Source organism: Flavobacterium oreochromis, from assembly GCF_019565455.1.
GTDB lineage: Bacteria > Bacteroidota > Bacteroidia > Flavobacteriales > Flavobacteriaceae > Flavobacterium > Flavobacterium oreochromis.
The window spans coordinates 2,592,956-2,615,541 of record NZ_CP067377.1 but is presented as its reverse complement, the minus strand read 5'-3'; the positions used below and the strand labels follow the sequence as shown (position 1 = coordinate 2,615,541).

18 protein-coding genes and 6 pseudogenes are annotated in these 22,586 nt (G+C 29.0%); 10 read left to right on the top strand and 14 right to left on the bottom strand.

Annotation, left to right across the window (positions count from 1 at the left end; genetic code table 11):
• The first annotated feature begins 259 nt into the window (after window positions 1–259).
• Window positions 260–1,290 (top strand): annotated as a pseudogene (locus JJC03_RS12545) (M28 family metallopeptidase).
• Between the two features lie 595 nt (window positions 1,291–1,885).
• On the opposite strand, the gene JJC03_RS12540 reads toward JJC03_RS12545, so the two are convergent.
• Entirely contained in the window at window positions 1,886–3,037 is a 1,152-nt protein-coding gene (locus tag JJC03_RS12540) for a THUMP domain-containing class I SAM-dependent RNA methyltransferase (protein ID WP_235873410.1), read from the bottom strand.
• A 132-nt stretch (window positions 3,038–3,169) separates the two neighbouring features.
• On the opposite strand from JJC03_RS12540, the gene JJC03_RS12535 reads away from it, so the two are divergent.
• The 7 genes from JJC03_RS12535 (at window position 3,170) to JJC03_RS12505 (ending at window position 8,142) form a co-directional block, all read left to right on the top strand.
• Entirely contained in the window at window positions 3,170–3,913 is a 744-nt protein-coding gene (locus JJC03_RS12535; RefSeq protein ID WP_235873409.1) for a class I SAM-dependent methyltransferase, read from the top strand.
• A 72-nt stretch (window positions 3,914–3,985) separates the two neighbouring features.
• Window positions 3,986–4,678, top strand: a complete 693-nt coding sequence (locus JJC03_RS12530; protein WP_088397987.1) for a ZIP family metal transporter — start codon at window positions 3,986–3,988, stop codon at window positions 4,676–4,678.
• 436 nt (window positions 4,679–5,114) lie between these two features.
• The gene (murQ, locus tag JJC03_RS12525; protein WP_088397986.1) at window positions 5,115–5,927 is read left to right on the top strand and encodes an N-acetylmuramic acid 6-phosphate etherase; all 813 of its coding nucleotides are present in this window, start codon (window positions 5,115–5,117) and stop codon (window positions 5,925–5,927) included.
• A 35-nt stretch (window positions 5,928–5,962) separates the two neighbouring features.
• The gene (locus JJC03_RS12520; protein ID WP_088397957.1) at window positions 5,963–6,199 is read left to right on the top strand and encodes a DUF6095 family protein; all 237 of its coding nucleotides are present in this window, start codon (window positions 5,963–5,965) and stop codon (window positions 6,197–6,199) included.
• Between the two features lie 121 nt (window positions 6,200–6,320).
• Window positions 6,321–6,869, top strand: coding sequence for a DUF1572 family protein (locus tag JJC03_RS12515; protein ID WP_088397956.1), 549 nt, complete (start codon window positions 6,321–6,323; stop codon window positions 6,867–6,869).
• A gap of 12 nt (window positions 6,870–6,881) precedes the next feature.
• Window positions 6,882–7,253, top strand: coding sequence for a DNA topoisomerase IV (locus tag JJC03_RS12510; RefSeq protein ID WP_088397955.1), 372 nt, complete (start codon window positions 6,882–6,884; stop codon window positions 7,251–7,253).
• 34 nt (window positions 7,254–7,287) lie between these two features.
• Window positions 7,288–8,142 carry a TerC family protein gene (locus JJC03_RS12505; protein WP_088397954.1) on the top strand — a complete coding sequence of 285 codons (855 nt, stop codon included), beginning with the start codon at window positions 7,288–7,290 and terminating at the stop codon, window positions 8,140–8,142.
• A 255-nt stretch (window positions 8,143–8,397) separates the two neighbouring features.
• On the opposite strand, the gene JJC03_RS12500 is transcribed toward JJC03_RS12505, so the two are convergent.
• From JJC03_RS12500 to JJC03_RS18070, 13 genes and pseudogenes are all read right to left on the bottom strand, one after another.
• Complete coding sequence (locus JJC03_RS12500) at window positions 8,398–9,102, bottom strand: response regulator transcription factor (RefSeq protein WP_088397953.1); 705 nt, start codon at window positions 9,100–9,102, stop codon at window positions 8,398–8,400.
• A gap of 2 nt (window positions 9,103–9,104) precedes the next feature.
• Window positions 9,105–10,688: a sensor histidine kinase gene (locus JJC03_RS12495; RefSeq protein WP_088397952.1), complete on the bottom strand. Its 1,584-nt coding sequence runs from the start codon at window positions 10,686–10,688 to the stop codon at window positions 9,105–9,107.
• Window positions 10,689–10,756: 68 nt separating this feature from the next.
• Window positions 10,757–11,344 carry a dephospho-CoA kinase gene (coaE, locus tag JJC03_RS12490; RefSeq protein WP_235873408.1) on the bottom strand — a complete coding sequence of 196 codons (588 nt, stop codon included), beginning with the start codon at window positions 11,342–11,344 and terminating at the stop codon, window positions 10,757–10,759.
• Window positions 11,344–12,345, bottom strand: a complete 1,002-nt coding sequence (locus tag JJC03_RS12485; protein WP_088397950.1) for a glycosyltransferase family 2 protein — start codon at window positions 12,343–12,345, stop codon at window positions 11,344–11,346. The genes coaE and JJC03_RS12485 overlap by 1 nt, the downstream gene beginning before the upstream one ends.
• A 719-nt stretch (window positions 12,346–13,064) precedes the next feature.
• Window positions 13,065–14,255, bottom strand: a complete 1,191-nt coding sequence (gene fabV, locus JJC03_RS12480) for an enoyl-ACP reductase FabV (protein WP_088397949.1) — start codon at window positions 14,253–14,255, stop codon at window positions 13,065–13,067.
• A gap of 41 nt (window positions 14,256–14,296) precedes the next feature.
• Window positions 14,297–15,949 (bottom strand): DNA repair protein RecN, encoded by a 1,653-nt coding sequence (gene recN / locus JJC03_RS12475; RefSeq protein ID WP_235873407.1) that lies wholly within the window; start codon window positions 15,947–15,949, stop codon window positions 14,297–14,299.
• A gap of 9 nt (window positions 15,950–15,958) precedes the next feature.
• Window positions 15,959–16,846, bottom strand: a complete 888-nt coding sequence (gene porD, locus JJC03_RS12470) for a type IX secretion system protein PorD (protein ID WP_088397947.1) — start codon at window positions 16,844–16,846, stop codon at window positions 15,959–15,961.
• Window positions 16,839–18,047, bottom strand: a complete 1,209-nt coding sequence (coaBC, locus tag JJC03_RS12465) for a bifunctional phosphopantothenoylcysteine decarboxylase/phosphopantothenate--cysteine ligase CoaBC (protein WP_088397946.1) — start codon at window positions 18,045–18,047, stop codon at window positions 16,839–16,841. Before coaBC ends, porD begins: the two co-directional genes overlap by 8 nt.
• A gap of 15 nt (window positions 18,048–18,062) precedes the next feature.
• Window positions 18,063–18,376, bottom strand: a pseudogene (locus JJC03_RS12460) (DNA-directed RNA polymerase subunit omega).
• A gap of 9 nt (window positions 18,377–18,385) precedes the next feature.
• Window positions 18,386–19,179 (bottom strand): annotated as a pseudogene (locus tag JJC03_RS12455) (outer membrane protein assembly factor BamD).
• 115 nt (window positions 19,180–19,294) lie between these two features.
• Window positions 19,295–20,175: pseudogene (dapA, locus tag JJC03_RS12450) on the bottom strand (4-hydroxy-tetrahydrodipicolinate synthase).
• Between the two features lie 75 nt (window positions 20,176–20,250).
• Window positions 20,251–20,505: pseudogene (locus tag JJC03_RS19255) on the bottom strand (DUF6913 domain-containing protein); the annotation flags it as partial.
• Between the two features lie 32 nt (window positions 20,506–20,537).
• Window positions 20,538–20,696, bottom strand: a complete 159-nt coding sequence (locus JJC03_RS18070) for a hypothetical protein (protein WP_258931887.1) — start codon at window positions 20,694–20,696, stop codon at window positions 20,538–20,540.
• Between the two features lie 100 nt (window positions 20,697–20,796).
• On the opposite strand from JJC03_RS18070, the gene JJC03_RS12440 reads away from it, so the two are divergent.
• Both JJC03_RS12440 and JJC03_RS12435 read left to right on the top strand, forming a co-directional pair.
• Window positions 20,797–21,549 (top strand): 5'-nucleotidase C-terminal domain-containing protein, encoded by a 753-nt coding sequence (locus JJC03_RS12440; RefSeq protein WP_088397941.1) that lies wholly within the window; start codon window positions 20,797–20,799, stop codon window positions 21,547–21,549.
• A 19-nt stretch (window positions 21,550–21,568) separates the two neighbouring features.
• Window positions 21,569–22,490, top strand: a pseudogene (locus tag JJC03_RS12435) (bifunctional metallophosphatase/5'-nucleotidase).
• Window positions 22,491–22,586: the final 96 nt, after the last annotated feature.

Genomic DNA, 22,586 nt, shown 5'->3' with positions numbered 1-22,586 from the left:
ATCTATTTATTACTTCTATAAATATAGAATTTTATGATAAACATCTTACAATTATATTATATTTTGACTATTTAAGTAAAACTCTAAAAAGTTCATTATTCTAACTAGAGTAAACTAAACAGTATTTTTTAAGACTTTTGGGACTAATTTATTATTTAGAGATACATGATGATTCCGTTTGATAATTTTATAATTAATAAGTTTTCTATTTTTGTTATCAATAAGTATTTACTTATATTCGTTTATTAAACCTGAAACCATGAATAAAAAAAGGATCTTATTAAGCATTCTTTCTACATTATCTTTAAGTTGTTCAAGCCAAAAAGATGTAACTAAACTAGATAATAACAATAAAAATATAGTTATAACTTATTTAAATAGTATAACTGAAAAAGAGCTTAAAAACCACTTATACACTATTGCTTCTGATGAAATGCAAGGCAGAAATACAGGAGAAGAAGGGCAAAAAAAGGCAGGAAAATATATTATTTCAGAATATCAAAAAAACAATATTCCTTTCCCAAAGGAAACGACTTCTTATTATCAATCTATTCCTTCTTCTTATTTCCAAAAAGCTTTTAGTCCTCGTTTAGGAAATTCTGAAAACATCTGGGCTTTTATAGAAGGTAAAGAAAAACCTAAAGAAATAGTAGTTGTATCTGCTCACTATGATCACATAGGAGTAAAAAATGGTGAAATTTACAACGGAGCTGATGATGATGGTTCAGGTACCGTATCTCTATTAGAAATAGCAGAAGCTTTTCAAAAGCAAAAATTGAAGGACACGGTCCTAAACGTTCTATTTTATTCCTACATGTAACAGGTGAAGAGCACGGATTACATGGTTCACGTTTCTATTCAGAGAATCCTCTCTATCCCTTAAAAAACACAATTGCAAACGTAAACATTGATATGATAGGACGTAGAGATGAAATTCATAAAGATTCAAACAATTATGTGTATATAATCGGTTCTGATTACTTATCAAGTGACTTATACAACATTGTTGAAAACGCTAATTCAAATTTTACAAATCTAAAATTAGATTATAAATATAATGACAAGAGCGATCCTAATCGTTTTTACTATCGTTCAGATCATTATAATTTTGCAAAACATAATATCCCTTCTGTTTTTTTATTTAATGGTACCCATGAAGATTATCACAAACCAACTGATGATCCTGAAAAAATAGAATATGATGCTTTAACAAAAAGAGCTAAGCTTGCCTTTACCATCATATGGGATTTAGCCAATAGAAATGAAAAACCTATTGTAGATAAACTTTAAATAAAAAAGCATTGCTAAATTGATTGCAATGCTTTTTTATTGTTTTATTTTATTTTGTTTTATCCTATAATTTTAACTCCTCTGATAAAAATCCATTTCATAAAAATCTTTTCCCCATCACGCGTAGTAACTGCTTGAAATTTGGGAGCTAAAATAGTACTTACTACAAAAGCAGTCATTGGAATCAACCATCCATTTAAACCAGTGTACTGAGTTACTAGATAACGTGTTAAAAAAAGAGAACACCGAAGGATAAAAATTATATAAAAAGGTTTTTATTTTTTTGTTCATAAGTCATTTTTTAAGGCTTTATACTGTATATATACAGAAAGGGATTATAAACTTTTATTTCATCTAAAAATAAACAGTCTCTTTTTTTTAAAACACGCAACGGCGGTATCAATAAACACCTTAATATGTAATTACACAGAAAGCATTTGTTACAAAAAGAGAGAGATCATTTCTATAATTAATCTTTGAGAGACCTATAAAAAGAAAAATATAGCAATTTAAACAACACTTAACAATGATATTAAGATATAACTTTAAAAGATGCTAAATATTTATTTTTTTTTAGTGATAAATTATTTTGTATCTAAAAACTTCCCTTTTTACTCCCCTCATACATTTCAAACTTAGCTAAGCGAGATTCTAACTTTCCATTAAATAATTTAATTTTTCTTGAGGGTTTTAACCCTACGTACTTTAATGCTTCCATATTTCCTGTTATAAACCAAGCATTCGTATTAGGATAATTTTGTTTTAAGGTATCTCCTATTTCTCTATAAAAGCGTTCTAAATGAATATCAAGACGTTCTCCATAAGGTGGATTAAACACCATATGTAATGGTCCTTCTAATGTTTTTTTAGTTTCAAAAAAGTTTTGTTCTCGAATAATTATATATTCATCTAAATTAGCTTGTGTAATATTCGTTCTAGCTTTTATTACAGCACTTGGAGCTTTATCATAACCTATAATTTTATGATGAAATTCTCTTGTCTTATTTAATAAAGAATCCATTATTTTATCAAATAAGTCATCATCCCAATCTACCCATTTTTCAAAAGCAAATTCTTTACGGTTAATATTAGCTGGAATATTACAAGCTATCATAGCTGCTTCAGCCAGAATTGTTCCTGAACCACACATAGGATCCATAAAATTACAACTGCCATCCCATCCTGATAATAATAAAATACCTGCTGCTAAAACCTCATTTATAGGAGCTATATTCGTAGCTGTCTTGTAACCTCTATGATGTAAAGAATCACCAGAAGAGTCTAATGAAACGGAACAATTTTCTCTATCAATATGTATATTAATACGTACATCAGGACGTTCTTTATCAATACTAGGACGATGTCCAAATTTTTCTTTAAACTGATCTACAATAGCATCTTTACATTTTAATGCTACGAATTGTGAATGATTAAAATATTCAGAATGCACTGTCGTATCAATCACAAAAGTTTGATTTGCCCCAAAATATTGTGCCCAATCTATCTGCTGAATCCCCTTATACAAACTGGATTCATTGTACACTCTAAAGTGATGAATGGGTTTTAAAATTTTTAAAGCTGTACGCAATGCTAAATTTGCTTTATACATAAAACCTTTATCTCCCACAAAACTCACCATTCGAGTTCCTATTTCTACTTTTTGAGCACCTAAAATTTGTAGCTCTTTTGCCAACACTTCTTCCAATCCAAAAAGTGTCTTAGCAATCATTTTAAAATTATTTTCCATAAATTATTTTAAATTCCAAATATTGAAAATTATAAATTTCCAATCTCAAATTTCAAATAATTTTATACATGAATTTTTAAATCTGAAATTGGAATACAAAAATACTTTAAATTTGCATGTAAATAAATATAAATGTCAGAAAACAGAAATACAACTACAGAAAATTGGTTTGAAACTTGGTTTAATTCTCCATATTACCACATTCTTTATAAAGATCGAAATGATGAGGAAGCACAATTATTTATGGATAATTTAACCCATTATTTAAACTTACCAGAAGAGGCTAAAATTTTAGATTTAGCTTGCGGAAAAGGTCGCCACTCTATCTACCTAAATCAATTAGGATATGATGTTACAGGAGTTGATCTAGCAGAGAATAGCATTATAGAAGCATCAAAATCTAGTAATAACAAATTACGCTTCAAGGTACACGATATGCGTAAACATACAGAAGAAAAATATGATGCTGTACTAAACCTTTTTACAAGCTTTGGCTATTTTGAAAATGAAAATGATAATCTAAAAACCTTAATAGCAATAAAAGAAAGCTTGACCGAATATGGTTTTGCTGTTATTGATTTCTTAAATGCAAATTATATTATTAACAACCTAGTCCCAGAAGAAACAAAAACTGTTAATGAAATTGTTTTTCATATTAAAAGATATGTAGAAAATGGACATATCTTTAAAGAAATTTCCTTTGAAGACAAAGGTGAGAAATATCATTTTATAGAAAAAGTACGTGCTCTAAGATTAGAAGACTTTGAAAAAATGATGGAAGAAGCAGGTATTTATCTTTTAGAGATTTTTGGAGATTATAAGCTACGTAAATTCTACAAAAACGAATCAGAACGATTAATAATGATTTTTAAGTAACGTTTATTTAGTCATTTGATAATTCGTCTAATCACGATATATTTTATTGACATAAATAAACAAATAAACATGATGATATATTTAGTACCTTTTTTATCAGTTGTATTAGGCTATTTAACAGCTGTTATTGTACAACCAAAAAATAAAAAAAATTTAAAACTCTTGCTGGCTTTTAGTGGTTCCTTTCTATTAGCATTAACGGTTTCTCATTTACTTCCTCAAATTTTCACTGGAATAAATATGCAAAATGGAGAGCATTTGCATAATGATATAGGAATCTTTATTATGGCTGGAATCTTATTCCAGATTATTTTAGAATATTTTTCACAAGGAGCTGAACACGGACATGTTCACGGACATAATCATTTGCTACACATCCCTTGGGCTTTATTTATAAGTTTATGCTTACATGCTTTATTAGAAGGTATGCCTATCAGCCAACACCCACATATAGCTTGGGGAATATCAATACATCATTTTCCTATTGCAATTATTTTGACTACTTTTTTAATCCAGTCTCATCTTAATAAAAGTCAAATTGCTATATTCATGTTAAGCTTTGCTCTAATGACTCCTATTGGAACTTTTATTTCATCTTATACTGTTTTTTTAATTCCTTATCATAAGGAAATAACGGCTTTTGTTATTGGTATTCTTTTTCATATATCTTCCACTATTATCTTTGAAAGTAGTGAGGGACACAAATTTAATTTAGCAAAACTCATTGCCATTATATTAGGTATTATCTTAGCTTATTTCATGTAAAATATGCAAAAAACGATCACCTTACTTTTAATTTTAGTAGTTATAATCTCTCTATATATTTATCTAAATTCTTTCATTTTAGAAATGAGACAACGAGCTATTTACTACATCTGTAAAAAAACAAATGAACTAATTAAATTTTTAAATAAAAAACACCAACTTAAAATTAAAGTCTTTACAGAAATTTCAGATACTTTTTGGTATTTTAGAGGTATAAAAAATAAAAAAGATAGCTTAAAAATTTCAATTTACTTTTAGACTCTAAACTTCAATTAATTTCAGGAATAGTATTAATTAAGATATTTAATAGAACAATTCACAAAAAAGAAGTTTTAGTTTTACGATTAACAACTAACGTTATACGGTATTATTGCACCTATTTTTTCAAGCTTATACCTATCAAACCAATTTAGATTTTAGCAAATTGAAAGAAAAAATGACCTTTACAAAAACCACTGAACAAGCATCTAAATACGAGCATTTAGAAAAAATGTCAATTCATGATTTATTGACTAATATTAACAATGAAGATAAAACAGTTCCTTTAGCTATTGAAAAAGCATTACCTCAAATTGAAGCATTAATTAGTCAAATTGTTGAAAAGATGAAAATTGGCGGGCGTTTATTTTATATAGGAGCAGGCACTTCTGGAAGATTAGGAATTGTAGATGCCTCAGAATGTCCTCCAACATTTGGAGTCCCTTTTGATAAAGTTATAGGATTAATTGCTGGTGGAGACACAGCTATTCGAAAAGCTGTAGAATTTGCTGAAGATGATCCTGAACAAGCTTGGAAAGATTTAACAGAATGGAATATTAATGTTCATGATGTAGTAATTGGAATTGCGGCTTCTGGAACAACCCCTTATGTATTAGGTGGATTAGAAAAATGTAATGAAAAAGGAATTATCACTGGTGGAATTACGTGTAATGCAGGAAGTCCACTAGCTTTAACATCTAAATTCCCTATTGAAATAGTAGTAGGTCCTGAATTTGTTACAGGTAGTAGCCGTATGAAAGCTGGAACAGCCCAAAAATTAGCTTTAAACATGATTTCAACCACTACGATGATACAATTAGGTCATGTAAAAGGAAATAAAATGGTAGATATGCAACTTAGCAATATAAAACTAATTGATCGTGGAATACGAATGATAATGAGCGAAATCACAATAAATTATGAAGAGGCTGAAAAACTTTTAAAAAAATACGGTAATGTTAGAGAGGCTATTTTAAATTACAAAAAGTAAATTAACTACTAATACTCAAAAATAAATCATAAAAAATGTCAACAAATAAAGATATTTTACTAAAAGGAATAAAAACATTAGTAATGGCCTTACCTCTTATGCTTATAGGTCCTTCTGTGATTTTTAGCTCATTTAAAAATCAAACTCACCCTTTTTACATACCTGTTTTAGGCTTAGGTATTATCCTATGTTTTCTTTCGATATATCTCATATTTAAAGGAATTCAAACTATAATGAAAAGTCTATTTGATGAAGATAAGAACATTAATTAGCTTCTTTATTTACAATAAATTTATTTTAGAAATTTTCAATAAACGGCTTAAAAATGTAGATTAAATCTACTATTTTAAATAAGAAAAGATTATATAACTAACCAAGAAGTAAAAGATATTAATGGAAATAACGAATTCTTATTTAGGAAGCATAAAAAAGCAAATGCTCTATTACAAAACTATTGCGGATAAAGCTATAGAACAATTAGAACCACAACAGTTATTCATTACATCTAATGAAGACACTAATTCAATTGCCATAATAATAAAACATATAGCTGGTAACATGATATCACGTTGGACTGATTTTCTTACTTCTGATGGAGAAAAAGAATGGAGAAATCGTGATGATGAATTTGAAAACAAAATTGCTACCAAAGAAGAACTTTTAATTTTATGGGAAAAAGGCTGGAAATGCTATTTTAATGCTATTAACTCTTTAAACTCTGAAAATTTAAATCAAATAATTTATATCCGTAACGAAGAACATACAATCATAGATGCTATGAATCGTCAGTTAGCGCATTATCCTTATCATATTGGGCAAATTGTATTTTATGCCAAAATGCTAAAAAATGGAGATTGGGATAATTTATCTATTGCTAAAAACCAATCAAAAGAATATAATACTCTCAAATTTTCGAATAAAAATATTTCACAAACCTCTTAAACTAGCATTAAAATGTTAAAATATTTCATGATACTATTAACTTTTACTTTTGCTTCTTGCTATAATGTAGAACGCAATTGTAATGATTTTAAAACAGGAACTTTTAGATTTAACCAAAAAATTGAAGGCATTAAACATTCTTCTACTTTTACTCGTAATGATTCTTTACAAATAGAAACTTTTGAAGGAAAAACAGATACAGCTAAGGTAAGATGGATAAATGATTGTGAATATATACTTCAAAAAGTAAATCCTAAAAATCTAGAAGAAAAAAAAGCAATTCAAATTAAAATACTGAGCACTAATCAGAAAGGATATTTTTTTGAATATTGTTTTGTAGGAGAATCAAAAAAACAAAAAGGTTTTGTAACAAAAACAAAATAGTCACGTATAATGATTGTAAATTCAAACAGACAAAATGGAAATATTATTTAACCCAGATGCTTGGATAGCATTATTAACTTTAACATTTTTAGAAATTATTTTAGGAATTGATAACATTGTATTCTTATCAATTGTATCCGGAAAATTAAAAGAAGAAGAACAACCTAAAGCGCGCAGAATTGGTTTATTATTAGCGATGGCTTTTCGCATTGTTTTATTATTTGGTATTACATGGGTTTTAAGCTTACAAGAAGTATTATTTCATTTTGATTGGGGATGGTTTCAAGCAGGTATAACAGGACAAAGCCTTATTATTTTTGGAGGAGGATTGTTTTTATTATACAAATCAGTATCTGAAATACATCACAAATTAGAAGGGGAAGAAGATGGAGAAACTGGAAAAGCAAGTAATAGCTTATCTGCTGCTATTTTTCAAATTGCTGCTTTAAACTTAGTCTTCTCTTTTGACAGTATACTAACAGCTGTAGGCTTAGTAAGTATGAAACCTTCTCCTGAAGGTTTTGGGTACGAAGGAGCTTTAGTTATTATGATCCTTTCTATTATCATTTCAATCGTTATTATGATGATATTTGCTGGTCCTGTAAGTAAATTCGTAAACAACCACCCAACTATTCAAATCTTAGGATTATCATTCTTAATTTTAATTGGAGTAATGTTGTTAGCTGAAGGAGGTCACCTAGCTCATATGGCATTTTTTGGCGGTACAGAGGTACATAGCATCCCTAAAGGTTATTTATATTTTTCAATCTTTTTCTCTTTATTTGTTGAGTTTTTAAATTTAAGAATGAAAAAATCTAAGAATCCTGTCAAACTTCACAACAATAAAATAGCAGATGCTAAATTAGAGGATCAAGATTTCACTAATTAATAATTTAGTAATAATTGAGCTCGATGTTATCGAGCTCAATATATTTTAAAGCAACTTTTTTTGACTATTAAACCTCTTTTTTAAAAAGGGAAAATATACTATAAAAAAGAGGTTTTTTAAAAAACCTCTTTTAAAAACTATATAACTAAAACTAGATCTTTAATCTATTCTAAATTAAATAGAATATTTTTTCAAAAGAATACTATATTAATCAAAAAATGACCTTTCTTAATTTTTATTCTTTTGAAATACTATTTAATTAGTTTTAACAACTAATCGGAATCCTTCACCATGAATATTAAGTATTTCAACATTTTCATCGTGTTTAAGATATTTACGTAACTTAGCTATATAAACATCCATACTACGTGAAGTAAAATAGTTATCATCACGCCATATTTTAGTCAAAGCTAACTCACGTGGCATTAAATCATTTTCATGTAAAGCTAGCATTTTTAACAGTTCATTTTCTTTAGGTGAAAGTTTTACCGGCTCATCACCTGGATAAGTTAAAAAGCGTAGTTTAGCATTTAGATGAAATTTACCTATTTCAAATTCATATTTACTTGCATCCCCTTTAATTTCAGAAGCTTTACGCTGAATAATAGCGCGGATTTTCATTAATAAAACTTCTGAATCAAAAGGTTTATTTAAATAATCATCTGCTCCTACTTTGTAACCTTTGAGAACATCTTCTTTCATTGTTTTTGCCGTAAGAAAGATAAGAGGTACTTCTTTATTTTTTTCTCTAATCTCTTTAGCTAAAGTAAAACCATCTTTATAGGGCATCATAACATCAAGAATACATAAATCATATTCATCTTTCTTGAATTTTTCAAAGCCTTCCATTCCGTTTTTAGCTAATGTTACTTCAAAATCATTCATGCTCAAATAGTCTCGAAGAATTGAACCAAAATTAGGATCATCTTCTACTAATAATATTTTTTTTACCGTTTCCATAATCAAACTATTAAGGGTAATTTTATTATAAATGTACTTCCTTTACCTTTTTCACTTTCTACCATCACTTCTCCGTGATGATCGTCCATAATTCTTTTCACATAGGCTAATCCTAATCCATGTCCTTTTACATTATGAATATCACCTGTGTGTTCTCTATAAAATTTATCAAAAATCTTTTTTTGTGATACTTTACTAATACCAATTCCATTGTCTTTAATTTTTACAACAATAAAATTTTTAACATTTTCTGTACTAATTTCTATAATGGGTCTTTCTGGCGTATATTTAATAGCATTTTCTAATACATTCACTAATACATTTGTAAAATGAATATCATTTAGCAATGCTTTTGATTTTAGTGCTTTAAAATTTGTCTTAACTTCTCCTTGACGATCTTCCACAATTAAGCTAATATGTTCAATTGCTTCTTCTAACATGTCGTGTACGTCGTGACATTCTTTTGTTATATCTAACTCTTTTTTTTCTAATTTTGATATTCTCAACACATTTTCTACCTGTGCGTGCATCCTCTTGTTTTCATCTTTAATCATTTGCAAATATCGCTGCACTTTTTCTTTATCATCAATTACTTTAGGATTCCTAATAGCATCTAAAGCTAAATTAATAGTAGCTATAGGTGTCTTAAATTCATGCGTCATATTATTAATAAAATCAGTCTTAATTTCAGAAATATGACGCTGAGTATTTAGTTGTTTTAAAGCACTGTAATATGCTACAATAATAATAGATGTAAACAAAAAGGCTAAGAATGCTATTCCTACAAAATCAGAAGCTAAAAACACCTTCTTTTTAGGAAAACTCAATAATAATTGATATCTACTGATTCCATCGTTATCTGTAAAAAGAGGGGTATCATACGTGTTCTTCTTATCGTATTTAAAATGTTCAGATTTTACTTTGGTAGCCAAACCATTATTATAAACTCCAAATTCAAATGGTGTATTTATACCCAATGCTTTTAGCTCATTTGAAAATAAAATCTGTAATTGTTCTACACTTACCCTTTGTGACACTTGCCTCGTTGATGCTATATCCTTAAAATTTAGCTCAAAAGTTGCTTTATCTAAAATCTCTACGACTCCTGCTTTTTCTATTCGTTCAGAAGGATGAACTACTGAACTCATATTTTGGTCATTTAACGTAGTTTCATTATATACTTCTGTTACTCGTTTTGCAACATAATTTTTGATACGTGTAGAATCATTGTTTTTATCAAAGAACGAAGAAGACACTGAATAATCTTCAGGAATTATACTATTTGAATAAATTATGGTTTGATTTGTTAATTCATTTTTTTCTACATAAAAAAACTTCATCAACTCACTACGTTCAGGATCTTTTCCTATGCTATCTTTTATTTTACTAAATCGACTTAAAAAGGAATAAGCCTCTTGTTCTTCTACTTCCCTTGCTACATTATCAATGACTTGCTTTACTTGATATTTAAATTGTTCCTCTTTATTTTTAAAAGAAACATTTATTAAATATCCTTGCACAGCCACGATCCCTAAAAGAGCGATAGACATTAGTACTACAACAAAACGAAACCAATTTTTATTCATTGAAACAAATATAATATTTTAACATTCAACTGTTAAAAAAATTAACCAAAGATTAACAATTAATAGTTTTAATACAAATTTGATAAAAATTTAAGAATATCACTGAATTTTTTATTAGTTTCTTCTAAATTTTCATTTTTAATAACAAAATCGCTTTTTATAAGCTTTTCTCCATCTGATAACTGATTTTTTATTCGTTCTAAAACAGCTTCTTTTGTTAACTGATCACGTTTCATTACTCTCTTAATACGCGTTTCTTGTGAAGCAGTAACTAAAATTATTTTATCACAATTTTTATAACTTCCACTTTCAAAGAGTATAGCTGATTCTTTTACAACAAAAGGAAAGGAATTATAATTTTGTAACCATTCATCAAAATGTTTAGCGACTAATGGATGTATCAAATTATTCAGCTTTTTGAGCTTAGAAGGATCATTAAAAACAATTTGACTTAACTGTTTTCGATCTATTTTACCTCCTAACAACACTTCCTCTCCAAACAAATTAGCAACTTGTTCTATTGTTTCTGGCAATTCCATTATGTTTCGAGCTTCTTCATCAGCAATATAAACAGGAACTCCATTATCTCGAAATAAATGAGCTATTGTAGTTTTACCACTACCTATACCCCCTGTTAAACCAATAACCTTTGCCATCAAACTTTAAAAAACAATTCTGGAAAAGCTTCTTCTGGTGATTTTTTTAATATATTAATTTTATAATAAGATTCTATAAATCCCATTCCATATCCAAAAAATTGCCTCCAAACAGCAATAATTGAATACACTCCTACTTTAATATTTTTATTTTTATAGGTAGAAACTAACATTATGACTATCGTGTATAAAAAATATAGTTTTAATAGCCAATCAAATAAAAATAAGAAACTTAACAATATACCAAGAAAAAAACCTAAAACAAATAAAGACGGCAAAAAGAATGTAGGTTTTGCATACTCTGGATACCATTTATTTAAGATAGGTCTCACTTTTCCAAACTTATTAACTTGTACGTAAAACTTTTCCCAATCAATTCTTCTTTTATGGTAGACAAAAGCATTAGGAATCAACTTGGTTTCAAATCCCATTTTCCATAAACGAATTGATAAATCAGGATCTTCTCCCGGGTGGATGTTAGAGAACCCTTTTGATGCCTCGAATGCTTTACTAGAAATACCCATATTAAAGCTTCTAGGCTGAAATTTACCTATTTTTTCACTAGCGCCTCTTACTCCTCCTGTTGTAAGTACAGAAGTCATAGCAAAATTAATAGCTTTTTGAATAGGAGTAAAACTTGCTAACATATCATCAGGACCTCCAAAACAGTCTACATATTTTTCAGTTAAAGACTTTTCTACCTCTGATAAATATTGAGATGGCAATATACAATCTGAATCTAAGATAATATAATAATCTCCTTTAGCATACTGCATCCCAAAATTACGAGAATCCCCTGGTCCTGAGTTATATTTTAAATAATAAGTTAAGTTAAGCTTTGACCTATACTTATCTACTATATGCTCACAAGGCACTGTAGATCCATCTTCAACAATAATAACTTCAAAAGGCTTATTATAAGTTTGTTTCATCAAACTTTCTAATAATTCATCTATTTCATCAGGTCGATTGTAAACTGGGATAACAAAAGAAAAATTCATTCTTCTTATTTTTTTTGACAAAGTTACATTTTTAACAAAAAAAGTCATGAAAAAATCAGAGCTTTTTTACCTTGCTCAGCACTATTTTTTTCACCAGAATCTTTTATAATCAGAATTTAAACAAATAATAATCCATATAATTAGTCTAAAATTAGTTTATAACTTAAAGAAAAAAACGCGGATATTTAAAGTATAAAAAAACTAAGAAATTATTTCAGATTCCTTTTCGTTTTACCTAATTATATTAAATAAAAATGCAGAAAACAATTTACAGATATTTAGCAACAAAGAAAGTTATCCTAGTTTCATAAAATAAGGCTTATAGAACTCCCTAAATACAGAAAACAGATAGAATCATTCTAAAACAGCATTTAACTAGATATTATTAAGAGAATTATTTTAGAAATAAAAAGCGTAATTATCTTGAACTTTTTAGCAATTAAAAAAATAACTAAAAACACATTAAGCTTTTTAATAAATAATAAATCTGATAGAAGAAAAGAATGAATCTCCTATCAGATTTAAAAAAATTTTATTAGCTTGTTCTATTGATTCACTCATCAACGAAATAAAATATTCTAAAGCTTCATCAAAGTAGGCGAAGCAAATTAGACAAGTCTTATTATAAAATTAATGCAATATTAGATCTTAAGAAGTTGATTTTCATCAAAACTAAACTTAAGTTTACTTATAAAAATAAAATCTAAAATTTTACCTTTTTAACTGATACTTTCTACCATAATCATCTCATTTGCATCAGCCAGATAATCAACACCATCAAAACCGAAACCAAATAAATTTAAGAAATCATTTTTATAACCTGCTAAGTCTCCTATTTCTTTTAAAGTTTCTGTATCTGCTTGAGCCCATAAAGTTTTAACAGCTGCCTGAACATCCTCACGCATTTCCCAATCATCTACACGAATACGTCCTTTTTCGTCTACTGGTACTTCTGCTCCATTGTATAAACAATCTGCAAATAAACGTTGCATTTGCTCTATACATCCTTCATGTAATCCTTTTTCTTTCATTGTTTTATACAACAATGATATATATAATGGAATTACTGGAATAGCAGAACTTGCCTGAGTTACTAATGCTTTGTTTACTGAAACATAAGCACGCCCGTTAATATCCTTTAACTTTTCATCAATTTCAAAAGCTGTTGCTTCAAGATGGTCTTTAGCACGACCTATTGTTCCTTTTCTGTAAACTGCTTCTGTTACTTCTGGTCCTATATAAGAATAAGCAACGGTAGTAGCTCCTTCTGCTAATACACCTGCTTCTTTCATGGCTTCTATCCACATTGTCCAATCTTCACCTCCCATAACTACAACTGTATTATCAATATCTTCTTGTACAGCTGGTTGAATAGAAACTTCTGATACTATTCCTGTATGAAAATCAACTGTTTTATCAGTAAAAACCTGACCAATAGGTTTTAATGCTGAACGATATAAAACACCTGTATCAGGGTGCATACGTACAGGAGAAGCTAAACTATACACGACAAGATCAACCTGACCTAAATCAGATTTTATCATATCAATCGCTTTTTGCTTTATTTCTTTTGAAAAAGCATCTCCATTAATACTTTTAGCATACAAACCTGCTTTTTTAGCCTCTTGTTCAAACGCAGCAGAATTATACCATCCTGGAGTAGCTGTTTTCCCTTCTGTTGGTTCTTTTTCAAAGAAAACCCCAATTGTAGACGCATCACTACCAAAAGCAGCAGTAATTCTAGAAGCCAAACCGAAACCTGTAGAAGCTCCAACGACTAATACTCTCTTGGGTCCATTAATTTTTCCTTTAGATACTACGTAATTAATTTGGTTTTTCACGCTTTGAGCACAACCTTCTGGGTGTGCTGTCAAACAGATAAAACCTCTCATTCTTGGTTCAATAATCATATCTTTTCAATTAGTTTGATTAGCAAATTTAATTTAAATAATTAGTTAAGCAAAGCTTTTGCATGTGCAATAGCAGAGTCTGAAATATTTTTACCTGATAACATTTCCGCTATTTCAATTATTCTTTCTTCTAGAGATAATAATTTTAATTCTGAAATAGTAACATCTGCTCTATCAGATTTAAACACTTTATAGTGTTGCTGACCTTTAGATGCAATTTGAGGTAAGTGAGTAATAGCAAAAACCTGCATCTTATTACTCATTAACTTCATAATATTTGCCATTTTTTGAGCTACTTCTCCGGAAACCCCTGTATCTATTTCATCAAAAATTATAGTAGGTAATTTTGAATAGTTTGCTAAAACTGCTTTAACAGCTAACATTATACGAGACATTTCTCCTCCTGAAGCTACTTTTTTTAACAACCCAAAATCAGTTCCTTTATTAGCAGAAAACAATAATTGAATTTCATCTTTCCCGTTAATTAAAAATGTATTTGATTCTTTTATATCAAATTCAAAACGAGCATTTGACATACCTAACTCACTTAAAACATTTGTTATTTGAGTCACTAAAATGGGTACCGCCTCTTTACGGTTTTTTGTAATAGTTGCGGTTATTTCTATTAATTGATCTTGGAGAAGATTTATTTCAGATTGCAATTTTTCAATTTGTTCATCTAGATCTCCAGCAAATACAACTTTTGCATCTAGATCTTTTTGAATTTGAATTAATTCTTCTACAGTAGCTACTTGGTGCTTTTTCTGAAGATTATAAATAAGCTGTAATTTTTGATTTACTAATTCTAACTTTTCAGGATCACTAAAAAGTTTTTCACTTTGATTTTCTAAATCACTTATTAAATCATCTATTTCTATCAAAACACTTGTCATTCTTTCAAACAAAGCTTGATATTCTGGAGAAAAAGGAGCTATTTTCTGAAGTGAATTTTTTACTTCTTTTAAATTTTGTAAAATCCCTATTTGTTCTTCATTACTTAACACAATGGATTTATCAAGATTTTCTTTTATAATTTCAATATTATTTAATTTTTCAAAAGTATCTTCTAATTCTTGTTGTTCTCCTTCTTTTAAATTAGCGTTTACCAATTCTTGTAACAAAAAGCTGTTATAATCTGCTTCTTTAGCTAGAGATTCTTTTTCAGATAATATTTTGTTTAAGGCTCCCTTAAGTGATTTATAGTTTTTTAAATCTTTCTGGTAGGTCTGCAATAAAGCTGTATTAGACGCTATAGCATCTAATATTTGAATTTGATATGCTTCTTCTGTTAGCTCACGTGTTTGTTGTTGTGAATGAATATCAATTAAAAACGTGCCGAGTTCTTGCAACTCGGTTAAGTTTACAGGACTGTCATTCACAAAAGCCCTTGATTTTCCTGAAGGGAGAATTTCACGACGAATAATCGTTAATTCTTCAAAGTCCATATCATTTTGTTCAAAAAAAGCTTGTAGATTATAGGCTGATAAGTTAAAATGAGCTTCTATTACACATTTTTGTTCTTTATCTTTTAGAGATCCTAAATCTGCTCGATTTCCTAATACTAATCCAAGTGCTCCTAATAAAATAGATTTACCAGCACCTGTTTCACCTGTGATTATAGAAAACTGATTAGAAAAATTCATTTCTAATTGTTCTATTAATGCAAAATTTTTAATTGATAATTGTATAAGCATGAGGCAAAATTAAAAACTAATTTGACTCCATTTACTAATATTTGTAGGAGATAATTTACTTAATGTTTCAACTAATTGAACGACATCCATTTTAGGTCCTTCAGAAAACACGCTCAAAATTTCATCAGATTTAGTATCAAAAAAAATCCGAGTCAAATAAGCGTTTGGACGGGATACTGCAATTTCTTTTAAATTAAAAATTGCTTTTTGAATAGCTTCTTTTCCTAGTTTCGAATTTTCAGCCATTTTATCTAATGCACCTAAATGATAGTCATATATGGTTTTACGATAAGATGCAAAAGTTGGTGATAACATATCATTCACTAAAAAATAACGATTATGGGGAGAGGTTGCCACCCATCCTTTTTCTTGTGTTACTTGCGCTTGAGCTACAATATTAGAAGCATTTTCAAAGGCTTTCGTCCCTCCTTCTAACGCAAAGGTATCTGCATCCATTCCAATGATCATATTAGCATAAAAAGCAACTACAGAAATCAAATTAGATTCATAAGAATTAGGATTGAATACTAAATTTTGAAACTCATTGTATGTAAAATTTAATTCTTTATCATTAATATTCAAAATAGAAGTGGTGTATGTTGCATCATACACGGGTCTTGTAGCTGTCACTTGTAAACTACCTGTAAACTGATTTAAATTATCAAAGGAACTAATATTAAAGAGGAATGAACAATTTATTTTTTCATTAGACTTATATGTTTTATCTGTCCATTTAGTGTTATTTATAAACTCAGTAAGCGATTTTTTTAAAGTCTTAAATATTTGTTGATTGGTTCCCGAAACCTGACTTGTATTAAATTCTACTGTACAGTTTAACTCCTGCGCGTAATACTTGCTGAAGAATAAACAGGTAAATAAGATTAAAAGTTTACGCATAATGATTTACAATTTTATTAACTATATCCAAAGCCACTTCTTCTTTTGATTTTAATTCGTGAGGTTCTATATTAAATTCCTTATCAATAAAAGTAATTTTATTAGTAGGTTGTCCAAAACCAGCTCCTGGATCGTTCAATGAATTTAAAACAACTAAATCTAGATTTTTTTTCTGTATTTTTTGTTTGGCGTGTTCTATTTCATTTTCAGTTTCTAGTGCAAATCCAATTAAAAATTGATTTTTTTTAATCGCTCCTAGAGAAGCTAAAACGTCTTTTGTTTTTTCTAGTTCTATTATAAACGTTGCATCATTCTTTTTTATTTTTTGAGATGCTACATTTTTAGGTTTATAATCCGCCACAGCAGCAGCGGCAATAACAACATCTATTGTTTGAAAATGCTCATGACAGGCATTATACATATCTTCTGCTGAACGTACTCGTTGTATTTGAATTGTTTTATTTTTAGGCTGTAAATAAGTAGGGCCTGTAATTAAAACTACCTGAGCACCTAAACTAGCTGCTACATCAGCTATATCAAATCCCATTTTACCTGTGGAATGATTCCCTATAAATCGAACAGGATCTATGGCTTCATAAGTAGGTCCTGCTGTAATTAATATTTTTTTCCCTTTTAGAGGAAGTTTAGCTTCTAAATCTTTTTCTATAAAAGAAATAATATTTTCAGGTTCAGCCATACGCCCTTCCCCAGACAAACCACTCGCTAATTCACCTCTCTCAGCCGGTATCATAGTATTTCCGAATCTTTTTAAAGCATCAAAATTAGCTAAAGTAGAAGGATGTTTATACATATCTAAGTCCATTGCTGGTGCAAAATAAACAGGACACTTAGCTGACAAATAGGTTGCTAATAAAAGATTATCACAATTTCCATTTACCATTTTAGACATTGTGTTAGCAGTTGCAGGCGCAATAATCATAAGATCAGCCCAAATCCCTAAATCTACGTGATTATTCCATAAAGCAGCGGCATCATCTTCATTAAAAAAATGAATATAAACTGGGTTTTTAGATAATGTTGAAAGTGTTAGTGGAGTAACAAAATCAACAGAAGCAGGTGTCATGATTACCTGAACCTGAGCACCTGCTTTTATTAAAAGTCTTACTAATGAAGCCGACTTATAAGCGGCAATTCCACCAGTTACACCTAGTATTATTTTTTTACCACTTAAAACCGACATGTTATAAAACGTATATTATTTAGTATTTTTATGATAGATTTTCCCTTCTAACCACTCTTGCACCGCTAAAGCGTGAGGTTTTGGTAATCTTTCGTAAAATTTAGAAACTTCAATTTGTTCTTTGTTTTCAAAAATTTCCTCAAGACTATCGTTGTATGTAGCAAATTCGTCTAACTTTTCTATTAATTCTTTTTGATCTCAGAATTAATTTGATTAGCTCTTCTTGCCATAATTGTAATAGCTTCATAGATATTTCCGGTTGATTCTTCAATTTTATTTTTATTATAAGTAACCGTGTTAACTGGAGCAGTTGTCTTTTTTAAATCCATTCTAATATCCTATTTTTGAAATTGTTGTAAATCTTTTTCTATACGAACCAGCATTTGATCTGCTTCTTTTTTAAAACTTGAATCTGTTTTAAACTTCATTAATGTATTATAAGCAATACGAGCTTCTTTTAAGCGTTCTTCCATTTTACTAGGAATACTATTTATAGCGAGCTTGTAAGATGAATCTAACTTATAAAACAATGCTTTTTCTTTGTAAGCAGTACCAGGATAATCTGCTAAAAAATTATCAAAGGCTTTTAAAGATGCTTTAAAATCTGAAATTGTGTTATACTGTTTTGCTATTTCAAATGCTTTTTTTCTAACTTTTGCTGTAATTCTAAAGCAATTTTATTTGCTTCTGAAAGATAGCTTGAGTTTGGATATTTATTAATAAATTCTTGCATTTTTGAGATAGCTTTTTCAGTATCTGCTTGATCTAATGAATAAACAGGTGATAATTCTGAATATGATTTAGCTCCTAAAAACATTGCTTCTTCTGCATTTTTACTTCTAGGGTATAAAGCACCAAAACTATCAAACTGATAACCTGCTAAATAATACTGTTCAGTAGTATAGTATGATTTAGCAAACATATAAAATAAGTTTTCTGCATCTGCTTTACCTCTATACACTGGTGCTATTTGCTCAAAAAGGCGAATAGCTTTTGTATATTTTTTTTGTTCATACTTATGAGTAGCGGCTGTTAATTTCACAGCTGGATCCTCTGATTTTAATGCTTTTTGATATTCACTACAAGAAGTTAATAACATTGTAGCTAAAACACCACCTATATATTTATTCATAAAAACTTGTCAACTTTTTTTTCAAAGACTTTAAATTAGAATATTACAAAACACTCTCAAAAAGCCAGAGTGCAAAGTTAATTATTAATTTTTACTTCAAAACTTTATTTTTCTGCTATTTAGTGATTTGTTTTGTAAATGAATCTAAACGATTAGCTAAATCTTCATTTACATTTACTAAAGGCAGTCGCAATGTATTTTCTGATAACCCTAATGATTTAAAAATTTCTTTAACCCCTGCTGGATTACCTTGCTCAAAAATCATATCTATACTATCCATTAATTTATAATGCAATGCGTAAGCTTCATCTACATTACGTTTTAACCCTAAACGAACCATTTCTGAAAATTCTTTTGGAAACCCTTCTCCTATTACGGAAATCACACCTGCTCCTCCAGCAAGTATCATTGGTAATGTAATCATATCATCACCTGAAATAACTAGAAAATCTTTAGGCAACAATTGTATTAATTTCATAGCTTGCACTATATCACCCGCTGCTTCTTTTATTCCTATTACATTTTCACACTCATTAGCTATACGTAAAACTGTAGTTGGCAACATATTACTAGATGTTCTTCCTGGGACATTATACAAAATAACAGGAAGCGGCGAAGCTTCTGCTACCATTTTAAAATGCTGAAAAATGCCTTCTTGAGTTGGCTTATTATAATAAGGAGAAACAGACAATATAGCATTAAAAGCTGATAAATCACGAGTTTTTAACTCTTCTACTATTTGTAATGTATTATTCCCTCCTACTCCTAGAACTAATGGTAATCTTCCCGCATTTGTTTCCACTATTGTATTAATCACAAGTTCTTTTTCCTCTACAGATAAAGTAGCAGATTCTGCCGTAGTTCCTAATACCACTAGGTATTCTACTCCTCCTTCGATAACATAATTAACGATTTTTTTAAGGCTTCTACATCTACTGAAAAATCTTTTTTAAAAGGTGTTACTAAAGCTACACCGGTACCTAAGAATAATTGCATTTTATTATATCTTTTTAAAATTTTTAAATATTTGAATAACTCTTGCACAAAAACTTTAAAGTTTTGGGCATTTGTATTAATCATTAAATGATTTAATCTTTTATCTACTGAACAAAAGCCTACTTTAAATAAAGCTTTTGAATTATGTGTAACTAATACCAAAGGTGCTTTCCCTTGATCATAATAACTAATTAATAGATCAAAAGAAGTATAAATAAATTCATTAACAAAAGGGGCTGAAAACTCACCTTTCCAATTAATATCTTTAAAAGAAAAAACAGGATAACCTAAATTTAGATCTTTTACGAGCTTATCTTTATAAAGTAAAATTTTAATATTATCACGTTTAAATCCATTATTTATTAATTCATTAATGAGTTCTTCTTTTTAAAAGGGTAAGAATCATCTAGCAATAGTCCTACCTTCTTAACAGAATTAACTATAGGAGCATCTTTTACTTGCTGCAAAGTAGAATTTAATATTTTTTTTAAAGATAATTCTTTTATATAGTTTATAAACATATTACTTTTGTCATCTTGTTTCTTTTGAAACGAATTAATGTTAACAGGCTTGAACTGGCATAAAAAACGCTAGGTAAAAGTATAAAAAGAGTAGGAATAAATGAAACATTTTGGTTTAATTTTAACGTTAATAACGTTTAGCTTTACTACAAGTGCACAAAATGTAGTAAAAGAAATTCATGGCAAACAAATTAAAGTTGATGCCAGCGTAGGTAGTATTCAAGAATATGAAACTTTGATAGCTCCTTATAGACAACAAATTAATAAAGACCTGGACAAAGTACTTGCCTACAATCCACAATTATTAGACAAGACAAAAGGAAGTAAATTTCAAAGTAATATTGGTGATTTATTTGCTGAAATCATTTTAGAAAAAAGCAGTCAAGTTTTTAAAGAAAGAGAAAATAAATCAGCCGACATTTCTGTTCTAAACAGTGGTGGAATACGTACTGTCATTCCTTTAGGAAATGTTACAGCCAGAAACGCCTTTGAAGTAATGCCTTTTGAAAATGCTGCTATGATTTTAGAAGTAAAAGGAGATGTAATTTTAGACTTCATTAATTTCTTTATCAAAGAAAAAAAACCACATCCTTTTGCTGGAATGAGTTTTACAATAACAGCAGACAACAAAGCGAAAGACATTAAAATTGGAAAAAATGATTTAGATTTAGGAAAGACTTATTACGTAGCAGCTAATGACTATTTAGCTAGCGGTGGTGACCGCATGGAATTTTTCTTAAGAGCTACTCGTAAAATATCTATTGACTACAAATTAAGAGATATGCTTATTGACTACTTTGATGAAGTAGATATCGTAAAAGTTCCACAAATTACTAAAGTTACTCAAGAATAACACTTAAAGAGAAAAGATTATGAAAAGAAGAGATTTTTTAAAAAATACAGTTGCTAGTTCTGCTTTATTAGGATTAGGAGGATTATCTTTAAGTAGTTTTAACACTGCTGGTTCGTTACGAAAACTTACTATTTTACACACTAATGATACACATAGCCAAATAGATCCTTTTCCTGAAGGACATCCTAAAAACCCCAATTTAGGAGGAGTAGCTCGAAGAGCAGCTCTTATTAATCAAATCCGTAAAGAAGAAGATAACGTATTATTACTTGATGCAGGCGATATCTTTCAAGGAACTCCTTACTTCAATTATTATGGTGGCGAAATTGAATTCAAAGTAATGAGCATGATGAAATATGACCTTGCAACAATAGGCAATCATGACTTTGACAATGGAATTACTGGGTTATACGGACAGTTACCAAATGCGACTTTTGAATTCGTTTGCGCTAACTACGATTTTAAAAACACGATATTAGACACACATATTAAGCCTTATAAAATTTTTGAAAAAGCAGGTATTAAAATTGGAATTTTTGGTTTAGGCGTTGAATTATACGGCTTAGTAGACCCTAGATATTACAAAGAAACTAAATACCTAGACCCAGTAGAAATTGCAACTGATATAACAAAAAAACTAAAAGAGGTTGAAAAATGTGATTTAATTATTTGTTTATCCCACTTTAGGTTTTGAATACAAAAATGAGCCAGAAAGAATTTCAGATATACACTTAGCTAGAAAAACAAGAAATATCGACCTAATTATTGGAGGTCATACACATACATTTTTAGATAAGCCCGTAATTGAAAAGAATTTAGATGACAAAGAAGTTCTAGTCAATCAAGTAGGCGCTTACGGTATAAATTTAGGTCGAATTGATTTCTACATAGACGATCAAAAAAATATCGCTCCTGGAACAGGAAGAAAAATTGTTATTTAACATTTAAAATAAAAATGAGGCTAGTTTAACTTAAAAACTAGCCTTTCTTATTTTATAATATAGAAGAATCTTTAAAAAAACTAAGTCCTATTTATA